This window comes from Streptomyces sp. NPDC056231, from assembly GCF_048270745.1.
Lineage (GTDB): Bacteria > Actinomycetota > Actinomycetes > Streptomycetales > Streptomycetaceae > Streptomyces.
The window spans coordinates 1-20,637 of sequence record NZ_JBLVKW010000105.1 but is presented as its reverse complement, the minus strand read 5'-3'; the positions used below and the strand labels follow the sequence as shown (position 1 = coordinate 20,637).

At 71.2% G+C, this 20,637-nt stretch carries 16 protein-coding genes and 2 pseudogenes; 13 read left to right on the top strand and 5 right to left on the bottom strand.

Annotation, left to right across the window (positions count from 1 at the left end):
* Positions 1-285: 285 nt before the first annotated feature.
* The 3 genes and pseudogenes from ACNPQM_RS39615 to ACNPQM_RS39605 form a co-directional block, all read right to left on the bottom strand.
* Positions 286-831: pseudogene (locus ACNPQM_RS39615) on the bottom strand (IS6 family transposase); the annotation flags it as partial.
* Between the two features lie 136 nt (positions 832-967).
* A pseudogene (locus tag ACNPQM_RS39610) lies at positions 968-1,217 on the bottom strand (IS1380 family transposase); the annotation flags it as partial.
* 389 nt (positions 1,218-1,606) lie between these two features.
* Complete coding sequence (locus ACNPQM_RS39605) at positions 1,607-2,431, bottom strand: alpha/beta fold hydrolase (protein WP_418087777.1); 825 nt, start codon at positions 2,429-2,431, stop codon at positions 1,607-1,609.
* An 85-nt stretch (positions 2,432-2,516) separates the two neighbouring features.
* On the opposite strand from ACNPQM_RS39605, the gene ACNPQM_RS39600 reads away from it, so the two are divergent.
* Positions 2,517-4,151 carry an amidohydrolase gene (locus ACNPQM_RS39600; protein WP_418087776.1) on the top strand — a complete coding sequence of 545 codons (1,635 nt, stop codon included), beginning with the start codon at positions 2,517-2,519 and terminating at the stop codon, positions 4,149-4,151.
* Between the two features lie 20 nt (positions 4,152-4,171).
* Here ACNPQM_RS39600 and ACNPQM_RS39595 read toward each other — a convergent pair whose 3' ends face one another.
* On the bottom strand, positions 4,172-5,239 hold the full coding sequence (locus tag ACNPQM_RS39595) for a LacI family DNA-binding transcriptional regulator (protein WP_418087775.1): 1,068 nt from the start codon (positions 5,237-5,239) through the stop codon (positions 4,172-4,174).
* Positions 5,240-5,370: 131 nt separating this feature from the next.
* On the opposite strand from ACNPQM_RS39595, the gene ACNPQM_RS39590 reads away from it, so the two are divergent.
* Genes ACNPQM_RS39590 through ACNPQM_RS39570 form a run of 5 tightly spaced genes read left to right on the top strand, consistent with a single transcriptional unit; the run spans position 5,371 to position 10,667 of the window.
* Positions 5,371-7,014 carry an ABC transporter substrate-binding protein gene (locus ACNPQM_RS39590; RefSeq protein ID WP_418087774.1) on the top strand — a complete coding sequence of 548 codons (1,644 nt, stop codon included), beginning with the start codon at positions 5,371-5,373 and terminating at the stop codon, positions 7,012-7,014.
* Positions 7,011-7,964: an ABC transporter permease gene (locus tag ACNPQM_RS39585; RefSeq protein ID WP_418087773.1), complete on the top strand. Its 954-nt coding sequence runs from the start codon at positions 7,011-7,013 to the stop codon at positions 7,962-7,964. The genes ACNPQM_RS39590 and ACNPQM_RS39585 overlap by 4 nt, the downstream gene beginning before the upstream one ends.
* Positions 7,961-8,848, top strand: a complete 888-nt coding sequence (locus ACNPQM_RS39580) for an ABC transporter permease (protein WP_418087772.1) — start codon at positions 7,961-7,963, stop codon at positions 8,846-8,848. The genes ACNPQM_RS39585 and ACNPQM_RS39580 overlap by 4 nt, the downstream gene beginning before the upstream one ends.
* Positions 8,849-8,853: 5 nt before the next feature.
* A complete protein-coding gene (locus tag ACNPQM_RS39575) occupies positions 8,854-9,858 on the top strand; it encodes an ABC transporter ATP-binding protein (protein WP_418087771.1) in 1,005 nt (334 codons plus the stop codon).
* Positions 9,855-10,667: an ABC transporter ATP-binding protein gene (locus tag ACNPQM_RS39570; RefSeq protein ID WP_418087770.1), complete on the top strand. Its 813-nt coding sequence runs from the start codon at positions 9,855-9,857 to the stop codon at positions 10,665-10,667. The genes ACNPQM_RS39575 and ACNPQM_RS39570 overlap by 4 nt, the downstream gene beginning before the upstream one ends.
* 159 nt (positions 10,668-10,826) lie before the next feature.
* On the opposite strand, the gene ACNPQM_RS39565 is transcribed toward ACNPQM_RS39570, so the two are convergent.
* Positions 10,827-11,945: an FAD-dependent oxidoreductase gene (locus ACNPQM_RS39565; protein ID WP_418087769.1), complete on the bottom strand. Its 1,119-nt coding sequence runs from the start codon at positions 11,943-11,945 to the stop codon at positions 10,827-10,829.
* A 480-nt stretch (positions 11,946-12,425) separates the two neighbouring features.
* Between ACNPQM_RS39565 and ACNPQM_RS39560 the strand changes: the two genes are divergently transcribed.
* From ACNPQM_RS39560 to ACNPQM_RS39530, 7 genes are all read left to right on the top strand, one after another.
* Positions 12,426-13,145 carry a cupin domain-containing protein gene (locus ACNPQM_RS39560; RefSeq protein WP_418087768.1) on the top strand — a complete coding sequence of 240 codons (720 nt, stop codon included), beginning with the start codon at positions 12,426-12,428 and terminating at the stop codon, positions 13,143-13,145.
* Positions 13,142-14,206, top strand: coding sequence for a hypothetical protein (locus ACNPQM_RS39555; RefSeq protein ID WP_418087767.1), 1,065 nt, complete (start codon positions 13,142-13,144; stop codon positions 14,204-14,206). The genes ACNPQM_RS39560 and ACNPQM_RS39555 overlap by 4 nt, the downstream gene beginning before the upstream one ends.
* Entirely contained in the window at positions 14,203-15,384 is a 1,182-nt protein-coding gene (locus ACNPQM_RS39550) for a hypothetical protein (protein ID WP_418087766.1), read from the top strand. Before ACNPQM_RS39555 ends, ACNPQM_RS39550 begins: the two co-directional genes overlap by 4 nt.
* Complete coding sequence (locus ACNPQM_RS39545; protein WP_418087765.1) at positions 15,381-16,292, top strand: hypothetical protein; 912 nt, start codon at positions 15,381-15,383, stop codon at positions 16,290-16,292. The genes ACNPQM_RS39550 and ACNPQM_RS39545 overlap by 4 nt, the downstream gene beginning before the upstream one ends.
* 99 nt (positions 16,293-16,391) lie before the next feature.
* Positions 16,392-16,928, top strand: a complete 537-nt coding sequence (locus tag ACNPQM_RS39540; protein WP_418087764.1) for a hypothetical protein — start codon at positions 16,392-16,394, stop codon at positions 16,926-16,928.
* Between the two features lie 82 nt (positions 16,929-17,010).
* Positions 17,011-18,786, top strand: coding sequence for an asparagine synthetase B family protein (locus tag ACNPQM_RS39535; RefSeq protein WP_418087763.1), 1,776 nt, complete (start codon positions 17,011-17,013; stop codon positions 18,784-18,786).
* Between the two features lie 37 nt (positions 18,787-18,823).
* Positions 18,824-20,185 (top strand): aldehyde dehydrogenase family protein, encoded by a 1,362-nt coding sequence (locus ACNPQM_RS39530; protein WP_418087762.1) that lies wholly within the window; start codon positions 18,824-18,826, stop codon positions 20,183-20,185.
* The last annotated feature ends 452 nt before the right edge of the window (positions 20,186-20,637 follow it).

Here is a 20,637-nt window from a genome sequence, read left to right as displayed (position 1 = left end):
ACCTGGCGCCGTGGCGCCCGCCGGTCGGCATTACGCCCCGCCTGAGCGATGCCGAACTGGTCACCCTCGCCACGATGCAGGCCATACTCGGCTACGGCGCTGTCACGTTGTTGGATGTGTGGGTGTCTGCGGGTGTGTCGGGGCATGGTGGGCTTGCGGTCCGGGCCTGTGTTCAGGCCGTGGTGGGCTTGCCGACAGCGCCGGTGATCTGGTCCCAGATGGCGAAGCGGATGGTCATCTCGGCTCGGTGGTCGGGGGCGGTCATCAGGTCATCAGGTGGCGGTGGGGTCGGAAGTGGGGTGAGATGCCGCTGAACGCGGACAGGAACCGCTGGGCCGCGCCGACACTGCGGAAGCCCTTCATCGCACGTTCGCGCTGGCGGGTGGGCTGGTGGCTGTTCTCGGCCCGGTTGTTCAGGCCCCTGTGGGAGCGGTGTTCGACCGAGGGCATGACCTCGCGGTGGGCCGCGCCGTAGGAGCGGAGCTTGTCCGTGACAATCACTCGCGGCACCGAGCTCGTCTTCTTCATCAGCCTGCGGAAGAAGCGCCGGGCGGCGGCCTTGTCCCGGCGGCTCTGCACGAGGATGTCGAGCACGTTGCCGTCCTGGTCGACGGCCCGCCACAGGTACTTCCGCTCCCCGTTGACCTTGATGAACACCTCGTCCAGATGCCATTTGTCCCCGGGTCGGGGCCGGCAGCGGCGCAGTCTGTCGGCGTAGGCCTGCCCGAACTTCCGGCACCACCGCCGGACCGTTTCGTAGGAGACGACGACGCCGTGCTGGAGCATCAGCTCCTCCACCTCACGGAAGCTGAGCGGGAAGCGGAAATACAGCTACACGCAGTGGGAGATCACCTCGACCGGGTATCGGTGCCCCTTGTACGACGGCGACGCGCTCCCCACCGACGATCCCCTCCACCATGATCAACCCGAGGATCCTCCCACGCCATCCGCCAACGTGACAGTGCCTGTAGCCGTGCTTGGCGCCCTGCTTGGCGGCCCCGTAGACCTGCTTGACCTTGGAGTCGATGTCCAGGAAGGCAATCTGGTCGCGTCGGACAGCAGGCGGCAGCGCCGGTCAAGGTTGCAAGTGAACGCCCCAGCGGCGGAATCTAGTTGGCGTACACGCCCCAGGTGAAAGCACGCAGGAACGACCCCAGAGTCGAGGGGGCACACATCCCGGCGAAGGCCCTGCCCGTCGCACCGTGCCGCACCACGTCGGCCTGCAGCTCACGTCGAGCGGATACGGGTCGTTGATCCTCGTCAGCCGTTCGTCCTGGTCGTATCGGAAGGTCAGGCCCTCGGCCGGGGCTTCGACCGCACCCGAGATTCTTCTCGGACCGCCGGGCGGCGCGGCGGCGCCGGGAGACCGCAGCCCTCACCCTCGTACCGGCATCGAGCACGATCGCGCCCGCGATCAGCAGCCAGCCGCCGACCACCGGCCCCGGGTCGAACCATTCCAGGAGGGGCAGTTCGGGGCGGGCGAAGATGAGGAAAAGCCCCAGGAGCGCGATGCCGAACAGGCTCCCGATACCCTCCGGGCTCGTGTAACGGAGGCGGCCGCACACGGTCGCCTCCCGTGGCCGGCCGCGGCTCGTCGTGCGATTGTTCAGGATGCGGTCGCGGACAGGGGCCTGCCCAGCAGGAAGGCCCGCAGCAGCGCGGTAGAGAGACGCGGCCGGCCGCGGGAGATGGCGTGACGGGCGTCTTTGAGGGTCACGAGCTGGGAGTCCGGGAGGGTGCGCCGGTACTCGTCGGTGACCGCGGGTTTGATGAAGTCGCACTCGCCCCGCAGGATGAGCGAAGGGACGTGCGCCGTGCGCAGGTTCGGCCGGGGATCGGGGATCCGCTCGAAGTCGTCGCGGAGGATCTGGTTGCTGTGGAAGCCCTGGGGGTTGTGGTGTGCCGCGGTGGGCGGCGCGCCCTGGCACGAGGTGCTGCCCTTGCCCGTCAGAGCCACCTCGTGCATCCAGTGATCGGCCTCGCGGTCCCCGACCAGGGCGTGCGCGGCACCAGGGTTGACGTCCAGCAGCAGGCTCGCGGCGAGCATCCAGGGCGTGCTGTTCAGCCTCTCGAGCCGGGCCTCCTGGGCCGGGGTGAGCCGGTTCCAGGGTTCACCGGCCGTGGAACCGGGATACTCGCGGCCCCACAGCGCACCCGGCGAGGTGAACACCGCCTTGGCCACGTGCTGACTGTGGGCCGCCAGGTACTGGGCCGCGAGCGACCCTCCCCACGACTGGCCGACGATGCCGATCCGGTCCGTGCCGAGCGTACGGCGGATCGCGTCGAGGTCTGCGACCTGGCGGGCGACCGTGTATCCGGTGACGTCCCGCAGCCTGGTGGAGCGGCCCGCTCCGAGCTGGTCGTAGGAATAGACAACGCCGCGAGGTGCGTGCGCCGGCTCCGCGACGCCGCAAAGCCTACTGCCGGGCACTCTTATGACAACACCGTTGACGCGTAACGCCCGAGCCGCTTCCATGGCGCCCATCTCACGTTCCCTCGTGTTCTGGAGGACCCGTATGACCACGGCCGATCTGGTCTTCACGCGCGGCCCCGTCTTCACCGCCGATCCGGCCCGCTCCCGGGCCACCTCACTCGCTGTTGTCGGCGACCGGATCGCCGCCGTCGGCCACGACGACGTGCGCGAGCTCATCGGCCCCGGCACCGAAGTCGTCGACCTCACCGGGAAGTTGCTGCTCCCCGGCTTCCAGGACGCCCACATCCACGCGGTGTACGCCGGGGTGGAGCTGGCCGAGTGCGATCTGACCGGCACCGTCGGCGTCGAGGAGTACCTGGCCCGGATCCGGACCTACGCGGACGCCCACCCCGACCACGCGTGGATCACCGGCGGCGGGTGGTCGATGGAGAGCTTCGACGGCGGACTGCCCACCCGGCAGCTCCTCGACTCCGTGGTCCCGGACCGCCCGGTCCTGCTGGCGAACCGCGACCACCACGGCGCCTGGGCCAATACCCGGGCGCTCGAACTGGCCGGGATCACTGCCGCCACCCCCGACCCCGTCGACGGCCGCATCGAACGCGAGCCGGACGGTTCGGCCAGCGGGATGCTCCAGGAAGGCGCCACGGCGCTGGTCTCCCGGCTGGCACCGGCGAGCACTCCTGCGGACCGGCTCGCGGGTCTCCTGCGCGCGCAGGAGCTGCTGCACTCCCTCGGCATCACCGGCTGGCAGGACGCCCTGCTCGGTGTGTTCAATGGCAAGGCCGATCCGTCGGACGCCTATCTGGCCGCCGCCCGCGACGGCTCGCTCACCGCCCGGGTCACCGGCGCGCTGTGGTGGGACCGCGAGCGTGGCGCCGAGCAGATCGACGAACTGGTCGCGCTGCGCGAGAAGTTGAGCCACGGACGGTTTCGGGCCGGCTCGGTGAAGATCATGCAGGACGGCATCGCCGAGAACTTCACCGCCGCGATGACCTCCCCGTACCTCGACGGCTGCGGCTGCGCCACCGCCAACAGCGGTCTGAGCTTCGTCGATCCGCACGCCCTGCGCGGCCATGTCACCCGGCTCGACGCCCTCGACTTCCAGGTCCACTTCCACGCGCTCGGCGACCGGGCCGTCCGCGAGGCACTCGACGCGATAGAGGCCGCGATCGAGGCCAACGGCCGGCGCGGCAACCGCCACCACCTGGCCCACCTCCAGGTCGTCCACCCCGACGACATCAGGCGCTTCGCCCAGCTGGGCGCCATCGCCAACATCCAGCCGCTGTGGGCCGCCCACGAACCCCAGATGGATGAGCTGACCATCCCCTTCCTCGGGCCCGAACGCGCCGCCTGGCAGTACCCGTTCGGCGACCTGCTGCGCGCGGGCGCCACCTTCGCCGCGGGCAGCGACTGGCCGGTCAGCAGCCCGGACCCGATCGAGGGCATCCACGTGGCGGTCAACCGGAGGGAGCCCGGGGCCACCGACGACCGGGTCTTCTTCCCCGAACAGCGCCTGGACCTGGCGACGGCCGTCGCCGCGTACACGGCCGGCACCGCGCATGTGAACGGCTTGGACGACGCCGGCAGCCTGCTCCCCGGCAACCTGGCCGACCTGGTGGTCCTGGACCGCGACATCTTCACCGCGCCGCCCGAGGAGATCGCCGAGGCACGGGTCCTGCGGACGTATGTCGGGGGCTCGCTCGTGCACTGCGCCTGAGCGAGGCGCCCGAACCGCGCTCAGTCCGCCCGGGCCGTGCCCGTACGCAGCGAGGAAGCCCGTACCTCGAGCCGGGTCGGCACCAGCACCCCGGCCGAGGGGCCGCCTCCCTGCTCCAGTGCGGCGACGAGGAGTTGGATCCCGGCCTCCGCGACCTCCTGGGGTCCCAGGCTCAGCGTCGTCATCGGAGGCCGGGTGTGGGTGGCCGTCGTGTCCTCGCTGACGCACACCACGAGCAGGTCGCCGGGTACGTCGTATCCGTGGCGCCGCGCCGCCTCCAGGACGAGGGGCGGGCTCGCCTCGGCCACGACGAACAGCGCGTCGGGCCGGTCGGCCCCGGTCAGGGCCTCCTCAACGGCTCGTACGACCGGTCCGTTGCCGGCCTCGGCGGCGAACACGACCTGCTCGGGCACTCCGTGCTCGGCACACCAGTCGCGGTAGGCGGCGACCGCTCTCGCGTGGAACCGCGTCGTGCTGTCGGGCACCACGAGCGCGGGCCGGCGGGCGCCCTCCGCCTCGAGGTGGTCGAGCGTCTCCCGCACGGCCGCCACGGCGTCGACGTCCACCCAGTGTGCCCCCGGCCGCCCCTCGGCGGAGCGGTCGGTGAACACCGGGATCCGGGCGGCGATCAGGTCGTCGATGATCCGGTCGTCGCCGACCGGGTCGGCGACGATCATCGCGTCGAGCGGCAGCTCCGCCCACTCGCTGTGCAGCGAACCCGCGGGCAGCAGCACCAGCGCATAGCCGCGCTTGAGTGCCGCCGCCGCCGTGGCGCTCGTCAGCTGGGCGAAGTAAGGCGACTCGAAGAACGTCCAGGGGGCGCCGGCGAATTCGCCCACCACGTATCCGATCAACCTGGCCCGTCCCGCACGAAGTTGGCGCGCGGTGGCGTTGGGCCGGTAGCCCATCCTCCGCGCGGTCTCCCTGGCCGCCTCCCGTACGGCCGGGGAGAGCCGCCCCGTGCCGTTGAGGGCCGCCGAGACGGTGGTCTTGGACAGCCCCGCTTCGCGGGCCACGTCGACGAGCCGGACGCGCGGCGGGGTGGGCGGCGAGGCAGGTCCGCCACGCCTTGGAACAGCATTCGTCATGGGGCTGATGGTGCCACCCTCGCGACCTCGGCAAAACCGTTCCCGCAAAGCCTTGTGCGGGAACGTTCCCGCATCAATACTCGCTCCATCCCTCAGCGCCCGTCACTACACCCGTAAAGGGGTGGGTCTCCATGCGCATGCCCAAAGCCATCGCGCTGCTCGTCTGTACCGTCGCCGTCGCGACCACCGCCACCGCCTGCTCCGGCGCCACCACTTCTCGGTCCTCCGGGAAGGGCACCGGCCCCGCCTACCGGGTCACCCCGACCTCGCCGCCGGCGAAGGGCCGCCTGGACTCGTTCACGTGGTCCCTCTATGCCGAGCCCTACACGCTCGACTACGCCCTGGCATACGACTACCCGCCGAACACCGTGCTCGCGAACGTGTGCGAGCAGCTGCTGCGGGTCACTCCCGACATGAAGATCGAACCCGGCCTCGCGGTCAAGTACGGCCAGCCGAATCCCAAGACGCTCGTGTACACGCTGCGTTCGGGGGTGAAGTTCCACGACGGAACGACCATGACCGCGGACGACGTGGTCGCCTCCCTCAAGCGCCACATGAACCCGGCCACCGGATCCCCCTGGGCGTCGGCGTTCAAGAACGTGGACACCATCAAGAAGACCGGCCCCCTGGAGGTGACGATCCGGCTGAGCAACCCCGACATCCTCTTCAACGAACTCATGGCCGCCTCCCCCGGCACGGTCGAGAGCGCCGCCTTCCTGGCCAAGGCCGGCAAGGACTACGGCGGCCCCAAGGGCAAGGTCGACTGCACCGGCCCGTACGCCCTCGCCGGCTGGGCCCAGGGCGACTCCATCACCCTCAAGAAGCATGCCGCCTACTGGGACACGTCACTGGCCGCGAAAACGGACAAGGTGACATTCACCTTCATCGAGGACCCGGCCGCGCGGTCCAACGCCTTCCTCTCGGGCACGGCCGACGGCGGGTACATGGTGCCGTCGTCCTCGCTCGCGCAGCTGCGCTCCAGCGGCAAGGGAACCGTGCTGTTCGGCCCCAACACCGCCGTGGCGGACCTCGCTGTCCTCGACTTCAAGGGCACCCTCGGGGACCTCAAGGTCCGCAGGGCCCTGTCCATGGCGCTCGACCGGAAGAACATCATCAAGGCCGCCGCCGGCGGCATCGGCATCCCCGCCAAGGCCCCCGCCGCGCGCGGCGCATGGGCACTGGCCCCGGAGAAGACCGCCGGCTACTTCGACGCCCTTCCCGAGCCGGTGTACGACCTGGCGGCCGCGAAGAAGCTCGTCGCCGAAGCCGGCGCCAAGAGCCGGAAGGTCACCATCGCCACGAGCTCGCTCGCGCCGGAGATCAGTGTCGTCGCCAACGCCGTCCAGGCGGCCGGCCGGCAGATCGGCCTCGACGTCCGGCTGAAGGCCGTCAGCCCCGACGCGTACAGCAGCATCTTCGTCGACCCCAACGCGCGCCGCGGACTCGACCTGGTCATCACCAACGGATACGACAACACCCCCGACCCGCTGGAGTTCTACCAGTACCTGCGCACCGGCGACTTCGGGAACTACGGCCACTGGTCCGACGCCGCGTACGACGCCGCGTTCGACCGGGCCAACGCTGAGCCCGACCCAGCCGCCCGGGCGGACCTGACCGCCGAGCTCCAGCGGATCGCGATGGACCAGCTCCCGATCATCCCGCTGTACGAGGCGCCGTTCTCGGTCTTCCTCGGCAACCGGATCACCGGCGCCCCCACCGGCATCGCGCAGCTGTACTACCCGTGGGCCGCGACGATCGGGGCCGCGAAGCCATGACCCGCTACCTCGTCGGACGGTTCCTCGGCCTGGTGACGGTGCTGTTCGTGACCTCGCTCGTGGTCTTCGGCACGGTCCACCTGGCCCCCGGCGACCCGGTGTCCTTCCTGCTCCACGGCCGCCCCGCGACGCCGGAGACCACGGCGGCGCTACGCGCCCAGTACCACCTGGACGACCCGCTGCCCGCGCAATACGCGAAGTGGCTCGGCGCTGTACTGCAGGGCGACTTCGGCCGGTCCGCCCAGTTCCACCAGGACGTCGGGAGCCTCATCGCCTCCCGGCTTCCGGGCACCGCCCTACTGGTCGGATACGCGGCCCTGCTGGTCGCCGTCCTCGGGGTGGCGGGCGGCGTCCTCGCCGCGCTGCGCCCCGGCGCGTTGGACCGCGTTGTGCTTCTCGGCACGGGTGTGGCCACGGCGACGCCCTCATTCGTCAGCGCCATGGCGCTGGTCTCACTTTTCTCCGTCCAACTGGGCTGGTTCCCGGGGCCGGGCGGCACCCCGGAGGGCTTCACGGACCGGCTGTACCACCTGACGCTGCCGGCCTTCGCGCTGGCGCTGACCTTCGCCGGTCTGCTCGCCCGGGTGACCCGCTCGGCCATGCTCGACGAACTGCGGCGCGAACACGTCGAGGTGGCGCGCGCCCGCGGCGTCGCACGGCGGGCCGTGGTCCGCCGGCACGTGCTGCGCAACGCGCTCGGCCCCGTCGTCACTGTCGGCGGCACCATGCTCGCGGGTCTGCTCATCAGCACCTCGATCGTCGAGACCGCCTTCGACGTGTCCGGAATCGGCTCCCTGCTCGTGCAGTCGGTGACGGCCAAGGACTTCGCCGTCGTCCAGGCGATCACGCTGCTCAGCGTGGCGGCCTTCGTCGTGGTGAACCTCGCCGTCGACCTGGTCGCCCCGCTCATCGACCCCCGGTTGTCCCTCCACGGGGAAGGCTCCTCATGACCACCACCGCACCTCCCCCGGCCGCCGCACCCGGTGCGCTGCGCCGCCGCCCCGGTCTGGGCGGCCTCCAAGTCCTCGGCCAGGGGCCGCTGTTCACGGCGGCCGTCGCGGTCCTGTTCGTGCTCGTCCTGGTCGCCGTCCTGGCCCCCGTCCTCGCACCGTACGATCCCGAGTCGCTCGACCTCTCGGCGAGCCTGGTCGGGACCACGGGAGACCACCTGCTGGGCACGGACCAGTCAGGCCGGGACATCCTGTCCAGGCTGATCGACGGAGCGCGTACCGGTCTGCTCGGACCGCTGCTCGTCGTCGGCGTCTCCACCCTCCTCGGCACCCTGCTCGGCGTGGTCGCCGCCTGGCGGGGCGGCTGGGCGGACGCGGTCGTGTCCCGGTCGATGGACATGGTGTTCGCGATCCCGGGGCTGCTCCTGGCGATCCTCCTGGTGGCCGTCGTCGGCTCCGGCATGACGGCACCGGTGATCGCGATGGCCGTGGCCTACACCCCGTACGTGGGACGGCTGGTGCGCGGCATCGCGCACCAGGAGAAGGCCCGCCCGTACATCGAGTCGTACCGGGTGCAGGGCTGGTCGGGCTGGACGATCTGCCTGCGGCACCTGCTGCCCAACATCGCTCCGACGGTCTTCGCACAGTCCGCGATGAACTTCGGGTACGCCCTGATGGACCTGGCGGCTCTCTCCTTCCTCGGCTTCGGTGTGCAGCCGCCCACCGCCGACTGGGGCGCCATGATCAACGAGGGTCAATCGGCCCTCCAGCAGGGGGCGATGCTGCCCGCCCTCGCGCCGTCGGCGTGCATCGTCCTCGCGGTGGTGGCGTTCGGCATCGTCGGCGAGGGACTCGCCGACCGGATCGCGAAGCGGGAACGGTGAGCGCCATGACCGAAACCAGCACTCCGGTGCGTGGCACCGGGGACAACCCCGTGCTCGAGATGCACGGCCTCGGCGTACGACTGCCGGACGGGCAGGCTGCCCGGCCGATCCTGGACGAGGTCAGCCTCCGGGTCCTCCCCGGGGAGACGGTCGGGCTGGTCGGCGAGTCCGGCTCGGGCAAATCGGTGGCCTGCCGCAGCGTTCTCGGGCTGCTGCCCGAAGGAGCGCGGACCAGCGGAGAAGTACGCGTCGCCGGCCGTGACGTGCTGAGCATGAGCCGTACGGAACTGGCCGCGCTCCGGACCCGGCAGGTGACCATGGTCTTCCAGGACCCGCGCGCCTCCCTCAATCCGCTGCGCCGCGTCGGCGACTTCCTCACCGAAGGGCTGCGCGCGGCCGGCAACCCTGCCGCCGTGGCCACCGCACGGGCCGAGGAACTCCTCGACGCCGTGGGCATCCGCGATCCGCGGGGCGCGCTCCGCCGCTATCCGCACCAGTTCTCCGGCGGAATGCTCCAGCGGGTGGTCATCGCCGCGGCTGTGGCTGCCGAGCCCGCCCTGCTGGTCGCCGACGAGCCGACCACCGCCCTGGATGTCACGACCCAGGCGGAGATCATCGCGATCCTCACCCGACTGCGGGCCGAGCAGGGCACCGGGCTTCTCTTCGTCACCCACGACCTCGAACTGGCCTCGGCCATCTGCGACCGCGTGTACGTGATGTACGCGGGCCGGATCGTCGAGACCCGGGGCACCGACGAGCTGTTCGACCGGCCCCGCCATCCGTACACGGCGGGACTCCTCGCCTGCACCCCGCGCATCGAACCGGGCGCACCGGCCCCGCGGCCCATCCCCGGCCGCCCCGTCTCCCTCGCCGAGGCACCTCCGGGGTGTGCCTTCACGGCCCGCTGCGCCCACGCACAACCGCGCTGCTCCGAGGAGCCTCCTGTACTGGCGCAGTACGGCGACGGACTCGCCGCGTGCCACCGCGCCGACGAAGGGATCACGCTGTGACCGGCACGACAAAGGGGCTCGTGGTCGACGGCCTGTGCAAGCGTTACGGGGACCATGCGGCGGTCGACGACGTGTCGTTCACCCTGGCACCGGGGGCTTCGCTGGCAATCGTCGGCGAGTCCGGCAGCGGGAAGACGACGACCGTACGGATGCTGGTGGGCCTGGCACGGCCGGACGGCGGCACCGTCCGCCTGGACGGCCGGGACCACTCCGCCCGCGCCCGGAGCCGAGCCGAACGGCTCGCGCGCGCCCGCGAGATGCAGATGGTCTTCCAGGATCCGTATCTCTCGCTGGACCCACGGGTGACGGTCTCCGACTGCGTCGACGAGGTGCTGCGCCTTCACAACCGGCTGGACGCAGCCGCCCGTCGCTCGCGGGTCGCCGAACTCCTGGACCAGGTGGGCCTCGGCGAACGGGAGGCCGGGGCCCTGCCCCGGCGGCTCTCCGGCGGACAGCGCCAGCGCGTCGCCATCGCCCGAGCCCTGGCGGTCGAACCCCGCGTCCTCATCCTCGACGAGGCGGTCGCGGCGCTCGACGTGTCCATCCAGGCACAGATCCTCGACCTGCTCGCCACGATCCGGCGCGAGTCGGGCATCGGCTACCTCTTCGTCACCCACGACCTCGCCGTGGTCCGGCACATCGCCGACGACGTCCTGGTGCTCAGGTCGGGCCGAGTCGTCGAGGCGGGCCCGACGCATCGCGTGCTGGACACCCCGGAGCATCCGTATACCCGTCTGCTCCTCGACTCCGTACCGCGTCGCGGCTGGGACCCGAGCCTGGCGACGGCCGGCCGCCGCGCCCTCGACTGACGCACACCGCGGCCTGACCGCCGCCTCGCGGCGGTCAGAGGGAAGCGCACTGAGTGAGGGCAGCAGCGAGACTTCCAGGGCGTGCTTCGAAAGTGACGCCGCCCGGCAGGCGGGACTTTCGAAACACGCCCTGGCAGCTGGTGCTCTCGCGCTTGGCCGTCAGGATGGCTGGACTTGGTCGAAGAGGGCGAGGGCTTCGGCGGGGTCCGGGCTCACCAGGCGTTCCAGACCGGCCATCGTGATCTTCGCCCACCTGCCGGCCCGTGCCCACATCTGTTCCTCGAAGGCGCGGACGGCCTCGTCCAGATCTCCAGGGCCGGTGGCGATGGACTCGGCGAGTTCGGCGCCTTCCAGCATTGCGAGGTTCGCGCCCGCCCCCAATGGGGGCATCAAATGGGCGGCGTCGCCCAGTAACGTCACCCCGAAGACGTGGGTCCAGGTGTGGGACACGGGCAGGACGTAGAGGGGGCGGTGGACGAAAGCGGTGCCGTGGCGGAGGAGGTCGAGGACGGGAGAGGCCCAGCCGTCGAACAGAGCCAGCAGACTCGATCGCACGGCCTCGACGTCGGCCAGGTCCAGGTTCGTGTGCCAGTCCAGGGGCGCGCGGAACTGGGCGTACACCTTGACGTGGCCGCCGCTGTTGCGCTGGGCGACAAGAGCTCGGTTCACGCCGTAGACGGCCACGGAACCGTCGCCGATCAACCGGGCGAGGTCGGGGTGGCGGGTGTCGACGTCGTCCAGGGAGGTCTCGACCAAGGTGACGCCGGTGTAGTGCGGCGTCACCGACGAGACTGCCGGGCGGATCCGGGACCAGGCGCCGTCCGCGCCGACTACGAGGTCGAACGTCTCCTGTCGTCCGTCCGCGAAATGGACCAGTACGCCGTCCCGGGTCCCCGGCACCACCTGCGTCACGCCCCGCCCCCACCGGACGTCGAGAGGGCCGAGCAGCAGGTCGCGGAGTTGCCCGCGGTCGATCTCGGGATTGGCCCGGTCACCTGGACGGGGTCGCCAGTCGCGCAGGACGGTCCCGTCCGCGTCCAGGATCCGCATGGCCTGCCCCTCGGGACGAGACAGCGCCTGGAACTCCGCCAGCAGCCCCGCCTTGTCCAGCGCGAGCTGGCCCAGCCCTTCGTGCAGGTCCAGCGTGCCGCCCGGGGGGCGTGCGTCGGGGGAGGGATCGCGTTCGAGGACGGCGACGGGGTAATCATGGCGGTGCAGGACGCGGGCGAACGTAAGGCCGGCGGGGCCGCTCCCGACCACGGCGATGCGGTGTCTCATGTCGATGCACTGTATGCCCTCGGCGAGCGCATTCCACAACACCGGGCGTAGAGCGGCGTAGACCAGAGTTTCACTCTCAACTCCTTGGTGGGCCGGGCCGGACAGCCTGGGTTGCCCGGCGTGATCCGGCCGTGTGCGCCGGCCGTCTCGTACTCGGTGTACCGGCCTGCGGCGCCGCGGTGCTCAGTCGTCATGCAGCCCTCATCTCCCACGCGCGGTCGGCGCCGAGATCGTGCTCATGATCCTCGCTGTCGCTGTCGCGTTCGATGTCGACATGGCGACCCCTGCCAGGGGCGTGTGGCAGCATTCGGCCTCGTACGCGCAGGTGCACGCGTAAGACGACTCATTGCCAGGCGTGTTCGCCCGCCGTTCCCTCGCACTTTGCCCAAATGCCAGTCCCAAGGCTCCCGTTGTTGTGGATCAGGGCCATACGATGCGCTGGCGAAGCGCGCGCCGCGCACAGGAAGACGGGGAGGCGCGATGTCCGGAAGACCGCATGACGGCATATCCGACGCCATGCCGGGCGGAGCATGGGGCACGCTTCCCCGCGCTGTGGAGCTTTACCACCTGAGGCTGGACGGAAGCATCGGGCTGGCTGACCGCGAGGGCGTCCGCGAGCTGGGACCCGAGCGGGAGTTTCTCCGCTTCATCGATGACGGGCAGTTCGCCCACTATCTGGTGGGCGACGCGGCGACCTCCCCCGAGCGTCCCTCGAACGCCACGGTAAAACTCGGTGTCGTGGGGCCGCGCAGCGCCTTCACCCCGCATGCCCACGGCGGTGAGCACTTCGTCCTCAGCCTCGGCCACGCGGCGTGCGGCCTCTACGACGCGGACCGCGATCTGGTTACCGAAGTCCCTCTGACTCCCGGGATGTTGATACGGATTCCGGAGATGATGCCCCACTCCTTCGCGAACAGGGGTACCGATCCGCTGACGATCCTTGCGGCCAACACCGGTTACGGGATCGACCACGAGGACTACGCGATCACCGCCGGGGAGGCCGAGCGCCGCGCCGCGGGCGACACCTCGGCAGCCGGCCAGGTGACCGTAGCCGCCGCCACCGACTATCGCGCCCTTGCCGCCGCCCTGCGCGACATCGAGCGCCATCAGCAGGACCGCGGCATCGCCTCCATCACCGTCCGCGAGCGCCTGGCCGCACGACTGCGCCGTGTGGCGACCGCACTGGAGGTCCGCCGGTGATCTGTCCGCACTGCCAGAAGAACCTCCTCCGCAAGGAACGCCCCAACAACACCTGCTCGCACTGCAGGCGCACGTATGCGCTCGACCCCAAGACCAACTCCCTCGGCCTCAGCGACCTGCGGGTGCGCAGGATCGTCGACAAGGTGACGGAGGGGGGCGGGATCGCGGTGACGTCGGACCAGTTGTGGTACGCGCTCTCGCGCAGGCACCTCAAAAAGGGCACGTTCGCGCCGGGGTGTGCGGGTACTTCACTCTTCGCTGGCTTGATCGTCGGCGTCTTCGGCATCGTCACCGGGAACCTGTACGTGGCCCTCGTCTCGGGCGCCCTGCTGCTCGTCTCCGCGGGCTTCGCGCTCGCACGAGCCGCCGGTGCGGGCCGGGGTTTCCCGGTCATGAGCCGTGCGGAGTTCCGTTCGGAGGTGCTCGCGCCCTGGCGGAAGGTGTACGGCGGGCTGCCGCCCCGGGTGGTCGACGACGCCCCTCCCGTTCCCTCTCAGGCCAGGATTCGTACGCCTTCCGGCGTTGAGCCCGGGGCCGTACTCCTGTGCCCCGACCGCTCCATCACGGCCTTCCTCAACGCCGATGGCCTGCCCGCCCGTTACGGTATCGCGCTCGCCGAGGATCTCGACGCGGTCCGCCCCCTGCCCACGCGGGGCCCGGTGATCGTGCTCCACGACGCGGACGCACAGGGGGAGCTTCTTGTCCGGCGCGTCCGCGCGAATCTGGGGCAACGCACGGTGATCGACGCCGGGTTGCCGCTGCGCACCGTCCGCGGTCTGGCTCACGCTGTGCCCTACCGCGACAAAGAGGGGAAGCCCGACAGGGAGACCATGGCGCTCCTCACCGAGTTGGGCGAGTTCACCGAGGCGGAGCTGAAGTGGCTGGGAAAGGGTTGGCGCTTCCCGCTCGTCGGCATGCCCCCCGCCCGGCTGCTCGCCGCGGTCACCAGGGTCGCCGAACAGGTCACGCTGAGCGTCGATCCGGAACGGCGTCGCGCCGCGTCCGTGGGGTTCATGACCTGGCCGGGCTCAGGGGCTCAGAACCACGCGGGTGAGCGGTGATCTGCCCCCGCTGCGCCGCCTCGCTGACGGGCAAGCAGCGCACAGGAAGAATATGCGCGCACTGCGGGAAGCGCTTCGCGCTCGACCCCGCGGTGCACGGCAAGGGCATGCACGACATCCGGATCCGGGTCATCGCGGAACGCGCCACCGACCACGGCCGCCTGAAGATCACCCTCACCCAGCTCTGGTACCTGTCCCGCAGCCGTGACTACGCCTCGGCCGGGCGGGATCCGAAGGGTGTGCCGGCGAAGATCCGCTGGCTCGTGGCCCTGCCGGTGGCCGCCGCCCTCGTCGCGTGCGCCGTCCTGACCTGCGGACTGCTCGCGATCCTCGCCGGCGCTGCCGCGTGCGCCGCCCTCGTCGTCGTGTCGTCGATGCGGCACCACCCCGGTCAGTTGCCCCATGGGCAGATCGTCCCTGCCGAACGAACCTTCCGTGCCCTGATGAACGGCTCCTGGTCGGCGGTGTACGGCGGCCTGCCGGAAGGCGTCGTCGACGACGCGGACCCCATGCCCCAGCCGCGCGGGGCGAACCGTTCCGGTGAGTCGGTTCCGATGTCCCGGCCCAAGGCCGCGATCCTCTGCACGGACCGCGCGGTCACCCTCTTCCTCACGGCCAACGGCATCCCCGACCGTCTGGAGGCCGTCCTCGTGGAGGTCGCCGACGCCGTCGGACCCGGGGGGCGCCCCACCGTCCTGGCGGCGGCGCTCAGCGCGCTCGCGCAGTATCGCAGCGGGCTCCCGGTGGTCGTCCTGCACGACGCCGATCCGCAGGGCGTGCTGTTGGCGCCGCTCATCTGCGGCGCACAGCCCGACCGTGTCGTGGTGGACGCGGGCCTCCCCGTCTCCGCGGCCAGGGGCAAACAGGGCGTCGTGCGGCTCGCCCGGCACGATCCGCTCGCCGACGCGGAACAGCTCCGCACGGTCGCAGGTCTGCCCGAGGCCGACGCGCAGTGGCTCGGCGAGGGCTTCTGGAGTCCGCTCGCCGCCGTGCCGCCGCGCGTCCTCGAGTCGATCGTCGTCCGGGCGGTGGAACGGGCGCTGGCCGCCCCGCGGCCCACCCCCCGTGAGGCCCTCACCCACGGCTTCCTCACCTGGCCGCAGGCGCCACGGACCCCGAGGACCTCGCGGGCGTCCGGCACCGGCACGTACAACAAGAAGGGCACCAGCTCCGCATGACGCCGCGACGCCTCCAGGCTCCCGGAATCGGGACCTCCATGGCCCGGGACCCCCGTACCGGCCGCGGGCCGGGCGCCCGGCTCCTCGACCGCGCGATCACCAGAGCCGCCGCGCGCGCCGCGGGCCCGGGCGGCATCAAATTCACGGAACGGCAGCTCTATTACGAGACCTGCCGTGTCCTGAGCCCGGCCGCGCCGCTGCTCCCCCGCATCCCGCGCACCCCGGCTCCTCCCCTGCGGCTGCCCACGTTCACGCGTGCGCTGGAGGCACGGGGCCGGGAGACCGTGGACGGCCTGCTCCCGCCGGTCGGGTCCGCGCCTTCACGGCCTCTGTCCGCCCCCGATGCCACCGAACCCGACCTCTACGCCTACGGGCTCCCCCGCCTTCTCGTCTGCCAGGACCGCTCGATCACCCGGATGCTGCTCGCCAACCATGTGCACCTGGAGGCGGCCTGTCCCCTCCTCGCGGCGCCCGACACCCTGCCTCTCGACCCGCTCCTCGTCGCGGCCCTGGAGCGGGCCGAGGGCGCGACGGTCCACGTGCTGCACGACGCGAGCCCGGAGGGCATCGGGCTCCCGGCGCGGGTCAGGGCCGCTCTCGGCCCCGTCCCCGGCGTGCGGGTCGCGTCGATCGGGCTCGTGCCCCGGCATGCGGCAACGCTGCGCCTTCCCACCGGCCGCGGCCCGGCACCGGCTCCGCCGCTGGAGCCCTGGCCGCCCGGGCTGCGGCCCGAGGAGGCCGCATGGCTGGCGGGGGGACGGTTCACGCAGGTCGCGGCCGTGTCCCCGCCCCGCCTGGTGCGTACGGTGCTGCGCCTCACGCGGGGACCGCGACCGCCCCGGAATTCCATGTGGTCCGAACTGCGCGGGCTGCGCACCACGGGATTCCTGACCTGGCCCGCCTCGTGATCCGCCGCGTCACCCGTCCGTGAACCGCGGGGTGACCCGTCCCGGCGATCCCCTCTTCCCGCGGCCACGACCGCCCCACAGACCCGAGGAACGCACACGATGATCCGACCTCAAGAGATCGGCTACTCCGACGAGCTGCTCGCCGACGGCAGCGTCCACCGGCGTTACGAGGACGGCCGGGAGGAGTGGCGCCACCGCGAGAGCTCCTCCCGTCACCTCGTGCGCTGGCACGACAACCGGAATGCCTCCGGCACCGACGAACTCCTCGGCAACCACATCATCAAGCGGGTCCTCGCCGACGGCACGGTGACATACGCCCGGGACATCGGATACGGCCGCACCTTGTGGGACCGCGGCGAGACGGTGATGGTCAACCGGACGTCGTTCGGCGGCAGGATGGGCGGCATGCTCACGGGCCTGGGCGTAGCAGGCCTCGCCATCACCGCCGCCCAGCTGCCGCCGCTGAGCATGAGCTCGGAAGAGGAGGAGGAGCTCCGCCGGCAGCAGGCGCAGAGCCAGTCCTCGTCCTCGGGCGACTCGGGCGGGGGCGATGATTCCGGTGGCGGCGGGACGGACGACTGGGACGCGGGCTGGGACGACGGCGGGGACACCTGGAGCGACGACGACTTCGGCTGAGCCGGCCGCGTCGGCACCACCGGAAGCCGTAGGAGTGGCGGCAACAGTACGGAACACGGAACACCGAGGAGAGGAGCCGTCCATGGCACGCTTCTGCGCCTGCCTGTCCCCGACCACCCGGCAGGCCCGGGCCCATGTCGAGGCGATGGGTGCGGCCGGGTCCGGCCGGGCGTCCGTGGACGTCCCTGGAACCGCCCTGGGACTGATCACGGACGAACCCGGCCGTGCCGACGGCCCGTTCACGGCATTCGGCGTGACGGCGGTGGGTGAGGTCACCCTCCACAACCGCCCGGCCCTCCTGACCGCGCTGCACGCCGAGGGGCACCCCGTACCTGCCCGCTGCTCCGACGGTGAACTGCTGCTGCGCTGCTGGGCACGGCTCGGCGACACGGGAGTGGCGCTGGCCGAAGGCATGTTCGTGCTGGCCGTACTGGACGGCACGGACCTGATCCTGATCCGCGACCACGTGGGCGCCCGGACGCTCTTCTACGCCCGCGCCGAAGGAGCCTGGGCGGCCTCGACCTCGCTGAGGGCGCTGCGGCGCTGGCCCGCGCTCGGCACCTCGATGAATCTGTCCGCGGTCCGTTCGTTCCTCACCTTCGCCTATCTGCCGGGCGAGGAGACGCTCCTGACAGGCGTGCGGGAAGTCCTGCCCGGACGGGTGCTGCGGCTGGCGGAGGACGGATCGGTCACCGAGACGGTGCACTGGGAGCCGCATGAGCACATCGAGGATCCGGTGCCGCAGGATCCGACGGACCATGTCCTGGCCCTGCGGGCGCTCCTGGAGCAGGCGGCGGCCGACAGGCTCCCGGAGGCGGAGCCGGCAGCGGTCCTTCTCTCCGGCGGGATCGACAGCTCCCTCGTCACCGCGCTGGCGACGAAGCTCCACAGTCATCCGGTACACACGTACTCGATCAGCTTCGGCGACGAACTCCCCAACGAGCTGGGCTACTCGGGCCTGGTGGCCGCCCACTGCCACACCCGCCACCGGGTCCTGAACGTGTCGGGGAAGACGGTCGCCTCACGGCTCGCGGAGGCGGCTGCGCTCCTGGACAGCCCGGTGGGCGATCCGTTGACGGTCCCGAACCTGTTGCTCGCGGAGACCGTGGCCGCGGACGGCGCGTCGGTGGTGCTCAATGGCGAGGGCGGCGACCCCGTGTTCGGCGGCCCGAAAAACCTCCCGATGCTGGTGCAGGAGATGCACCGTGAACCGGGGGCGCCCTGGGACGAGGACCGGGCGACGGCGTATCTGCGCTCGTACCGCAAGTGCTGGACGGACCTCCCCACGCTACTGACCCCGCAGACGCTGGACGCACTGCGGGAAGCCCCGCGCCCCCAGCGGTTCGTGGAGCCGTATCTGGCACCGGGCATCGACAGCCCGCACCGCATGGGCCACCTCCTCAACCAGCTCCTGCACTGCAATCTGCGGACCAAAGGCGCACACCACATCCTGACCAAGGTGGAGCGCCTGACGGCGTCGCAGGGCATCGAGGGCCGGTCACCGCTCTTCGACCGCCGGGTCGTCGACCACGCGTTCGCAACGCCGCCGACGTACAAACTCCGTGGCTCCGCGGAGAAGTGGATCCTCAAGGAGGCCGTGCGCGACCTCCTCCCCGGCACGGTCGTCGACCGCCCGAAGAGCGGGATGCGGGTGCCCGTGCAGCAGTGGCTGACGGGTCCGCTGCGCGACCTCGGAAACGATCTGCTGCTGAGCCGGCAATCGGCCCACCGAGGCCTGTTCCGCCCGGACACGATCCGCGCCTGGATGAAGGGCGAGGGCACGCTCCTGCCCCGTCACGGCGGCAAGCTGTGGCTGGTGCTGACACTGGAACTGTGGCTGCGGTCATACGCGTTGTGAGAATCGAGCAGCAGGAAGCGACCAGCGGGAAGCAACGATGACCACTGAACTCACCGACCCTCGCACGGGGCGTCCCCGCGGCACCGCTCCCGTCTCCCGCGAGCCCGAGGTGGCTGCGGCCGTGGCAGCGGCCCGTACGGCGCTCGGCACATGGAGCGCCCTCACCCCCAGGGACCGGGCGCGACGCCTGGACCGGCTGGCGACGCTGATCGAGGACAGCGCGGCAGAGTACGCGGCTCGTGAGCGGGCCGGTACTGGCAAGCCGGATGCGGAGACGGCGGGCGAGATCGAGCAGGTGGCGGATCTGTTCCGCTTCTACGCGACGGCCGCACGGACCCGGACGGCCCCGGCTGCGGGCCGGCTGGTGACCGGGCATGAGAGCTGGGTGCGCTGGGAGCCGATGGGCGTGGTCGGGGTGATCGTCCCCTGGAACTACCCGCTGATGATGGCGGCCTGGCGCTGCGCCCCGGGACTCGCCGCGGGCAACACGGTGGTGGTGAAGCCGGCGGAGACCACCCCGGACACGCTGGAACTGCTGGCGGAGCACGCCGCGCGGACCCTGGGCGAGGGCGTGCTCCAGTCCCTTCCGGGAGACCGGCGGACGGGCCGGCTGCTGGTCGAGTCCCCGGTGGACATGGTCGCGTTCACGGGCAGCGGGCGAGCGGGCCTGGATGTGGCGGCGCGCGCGGGGACGCGCCGGATCAGCCTGGAGCTGGGCGGCAATGCCCCGGCCGTCGTTCTCCCGGACGCCCCGGCGGACACGTATGCGTCGCTGGCGGAAGCGGCCACGTACAACGCGGGCCAGAGCTGCGCGGCGCCGGCCCGGGTCATCACGCTCACGGAGAACTACGAGTCGACGGTTGCCCGCCTGACGGAGGCGATGGGGGCCCGGCTGGCGGGCCGTGACTTCGGCCCGCTGAACAACCCGGACCAGGTGGCGCGTTACGACGCCCTGGTCGCCTCCTCGTCTGCGAAGCGGCTGCTGGCGGCGGACATCGCCACCCCGCCCGGTGAGGAGCACGGCCACTGGCGCGCGGCCCTTGTCCTGGCGGATCTCCCGCACGACGACCCGACGGTCACCGAGGAAGTCTTCGGCCCGCTCCTCACAGTCCAGCACGCGGACACCGTGGAGGCGGCCCTGGGCCTGGCAAACAGTGTTCCCCAGGCCCTGGCGGCCAGTGTCTGGACGAACGACCTCGGCACGGGGCTTGAGCTCGCGGCCCGCCTCGACGCGGGCGAGGCCTGGCTCAACTGCCATCTGGTGCAGACGGCGGAGCTGCCGCACGGCGGGCGTGGCTCGTCCGGCCACGGTACGGACTTGAGCACGCTGGCGCTCCAGGAGTACCAACGGCCCAAGACGGTGACGGTGCGGCTGATGCCCGGCCTGCGCGAGAGCTGAGGCAGACGGCCACCGGACGACCTCGATTTCCTGCCCGGGGTGTCCGGATATCGGGCGCCGCTCTCCGGAACATGTGGTACCGGCCCGTTTCGCGGGTGTCTGTCTGGGATTACTTTGTCCGGATTTCGATCAACCAGGCCCGGTCAATGTTGTCAAACCGAGAGCCTTTAAGTGTGGTTTACAGCCCGTGCGTACTTAATAGTTGGCTCCATTGAGCTCGGGTCAATGGGTCACGCACTACGGGAAGTGCCGACTCACGAACACACTCGAGGCGCTGAAACGATCACCGTCAGGGGTGTCGGTGTATCACGCCAGTGCCTTTCTTGTAGTCACAAGTGGACTCATGAGGAGGAAATTCATGCGTGGTGCCAAGAGCGCCAAGTGGGTCGCGGGAGCGGCCATCATCGCCCTGGCTGCGACCGCCTGTGGTGGCGGCAGTGACAGCGGCAAGG

What these genes read in the sequence shown, in the direction of transcription:
- ACNPQM_RS39585 (WP_418087773.1), top strand. Translation starts at nt 7,011, where the DNA reads ATGACCCGCTACCTCGTCGGACGGTTCCTCGGCCTGGTGACGGTGCTG.
- ACNPQM_RS39590 (WP_418087774.1), top strand. Translation starts at nt 5,371, where the DNA reads ATGCGCATGCCCAAAGCCATCGCGCTGCTCGTCTGTACCGTCGCCGTC.
- ACNPQM_RS39600 (WP_418087776.1), top strand. Translation starts at nt 2,517, where the DNA reads ATGACCACGGCCGATCTGGTCTTCACGCGCGGCCCCGTCTTCACCGCC.
- ACNPQM_RS39575 (WP_418087771.1), top strand. Translation starts at nt 8,854, where the DNA reads ATGACCGAAACCAGCACTCCGGTGCGTGGCACCGGGGACAACCCCGTG.
- ACNPQM_RS39545 (WP_418087765.1), top strand. Translation starts at nt 15,381, where the DNA reads ATGACGCCGCGACGCCTCCAGGCTCCCGGAATCGGGACCTCCATGGCC.
- ACNPQM_RS39595 (WP_418087775.1), bottom strand. Translation starts at nt 5,239, where the DNA reads ATGACGAATGCTGTTCCAAGGCGTGGCGGACCTGCCTCGCCGCCCACC.
- ACNPQM_RS39540 (WP_418087764.1), top strand. Translation starts at nt 16,392, where the DNA reads ATGATCCGACCTCAAGAGATCGGCTACTCCGACGAGCTGCTCGCCGAC.
- ACNPQM_RS39560 (WP_418087768.1), top strand. Translation starts at nt 12,426, where the DNA reads ATGTCCGGAAGACCGCATGACGGCATATCCGACGCCATGCCGGGCGGA.
- ACNPQM_RS39530 (WP_418087762.1), top strand. Translation starts at nt 18,824, where the DNA reads ATGACCACTGAACTCACCGACCCTCGCACGGGGCGTCCCCGCGGCACC.
- ACNPQM_RS39580 (WP_418087772.1), top strand. Translation starts at nt 7,961, where the DNA reads ATGACCACCACCGCACCTCCCCCGGCCGCCGCACCCGGTGCGCTGCGC.
- ACNPQM_RS39535 (WP_418087763.1), top strand. Translation starts at nt 17,011, where the DNA reads ATGGCACGCTTCTGCGCCTGCCTGTCCCCGACCACCCGGCAGGCCCGG.
- ACNPQM_RS39565 (WP_418087769.1), bottom strand. Translation starts at nt 11,945, where the DNA reads ATGAGACACCGCATCGCCGTGGTCGGGAGCGGCCCCGCCGGCCTTACG.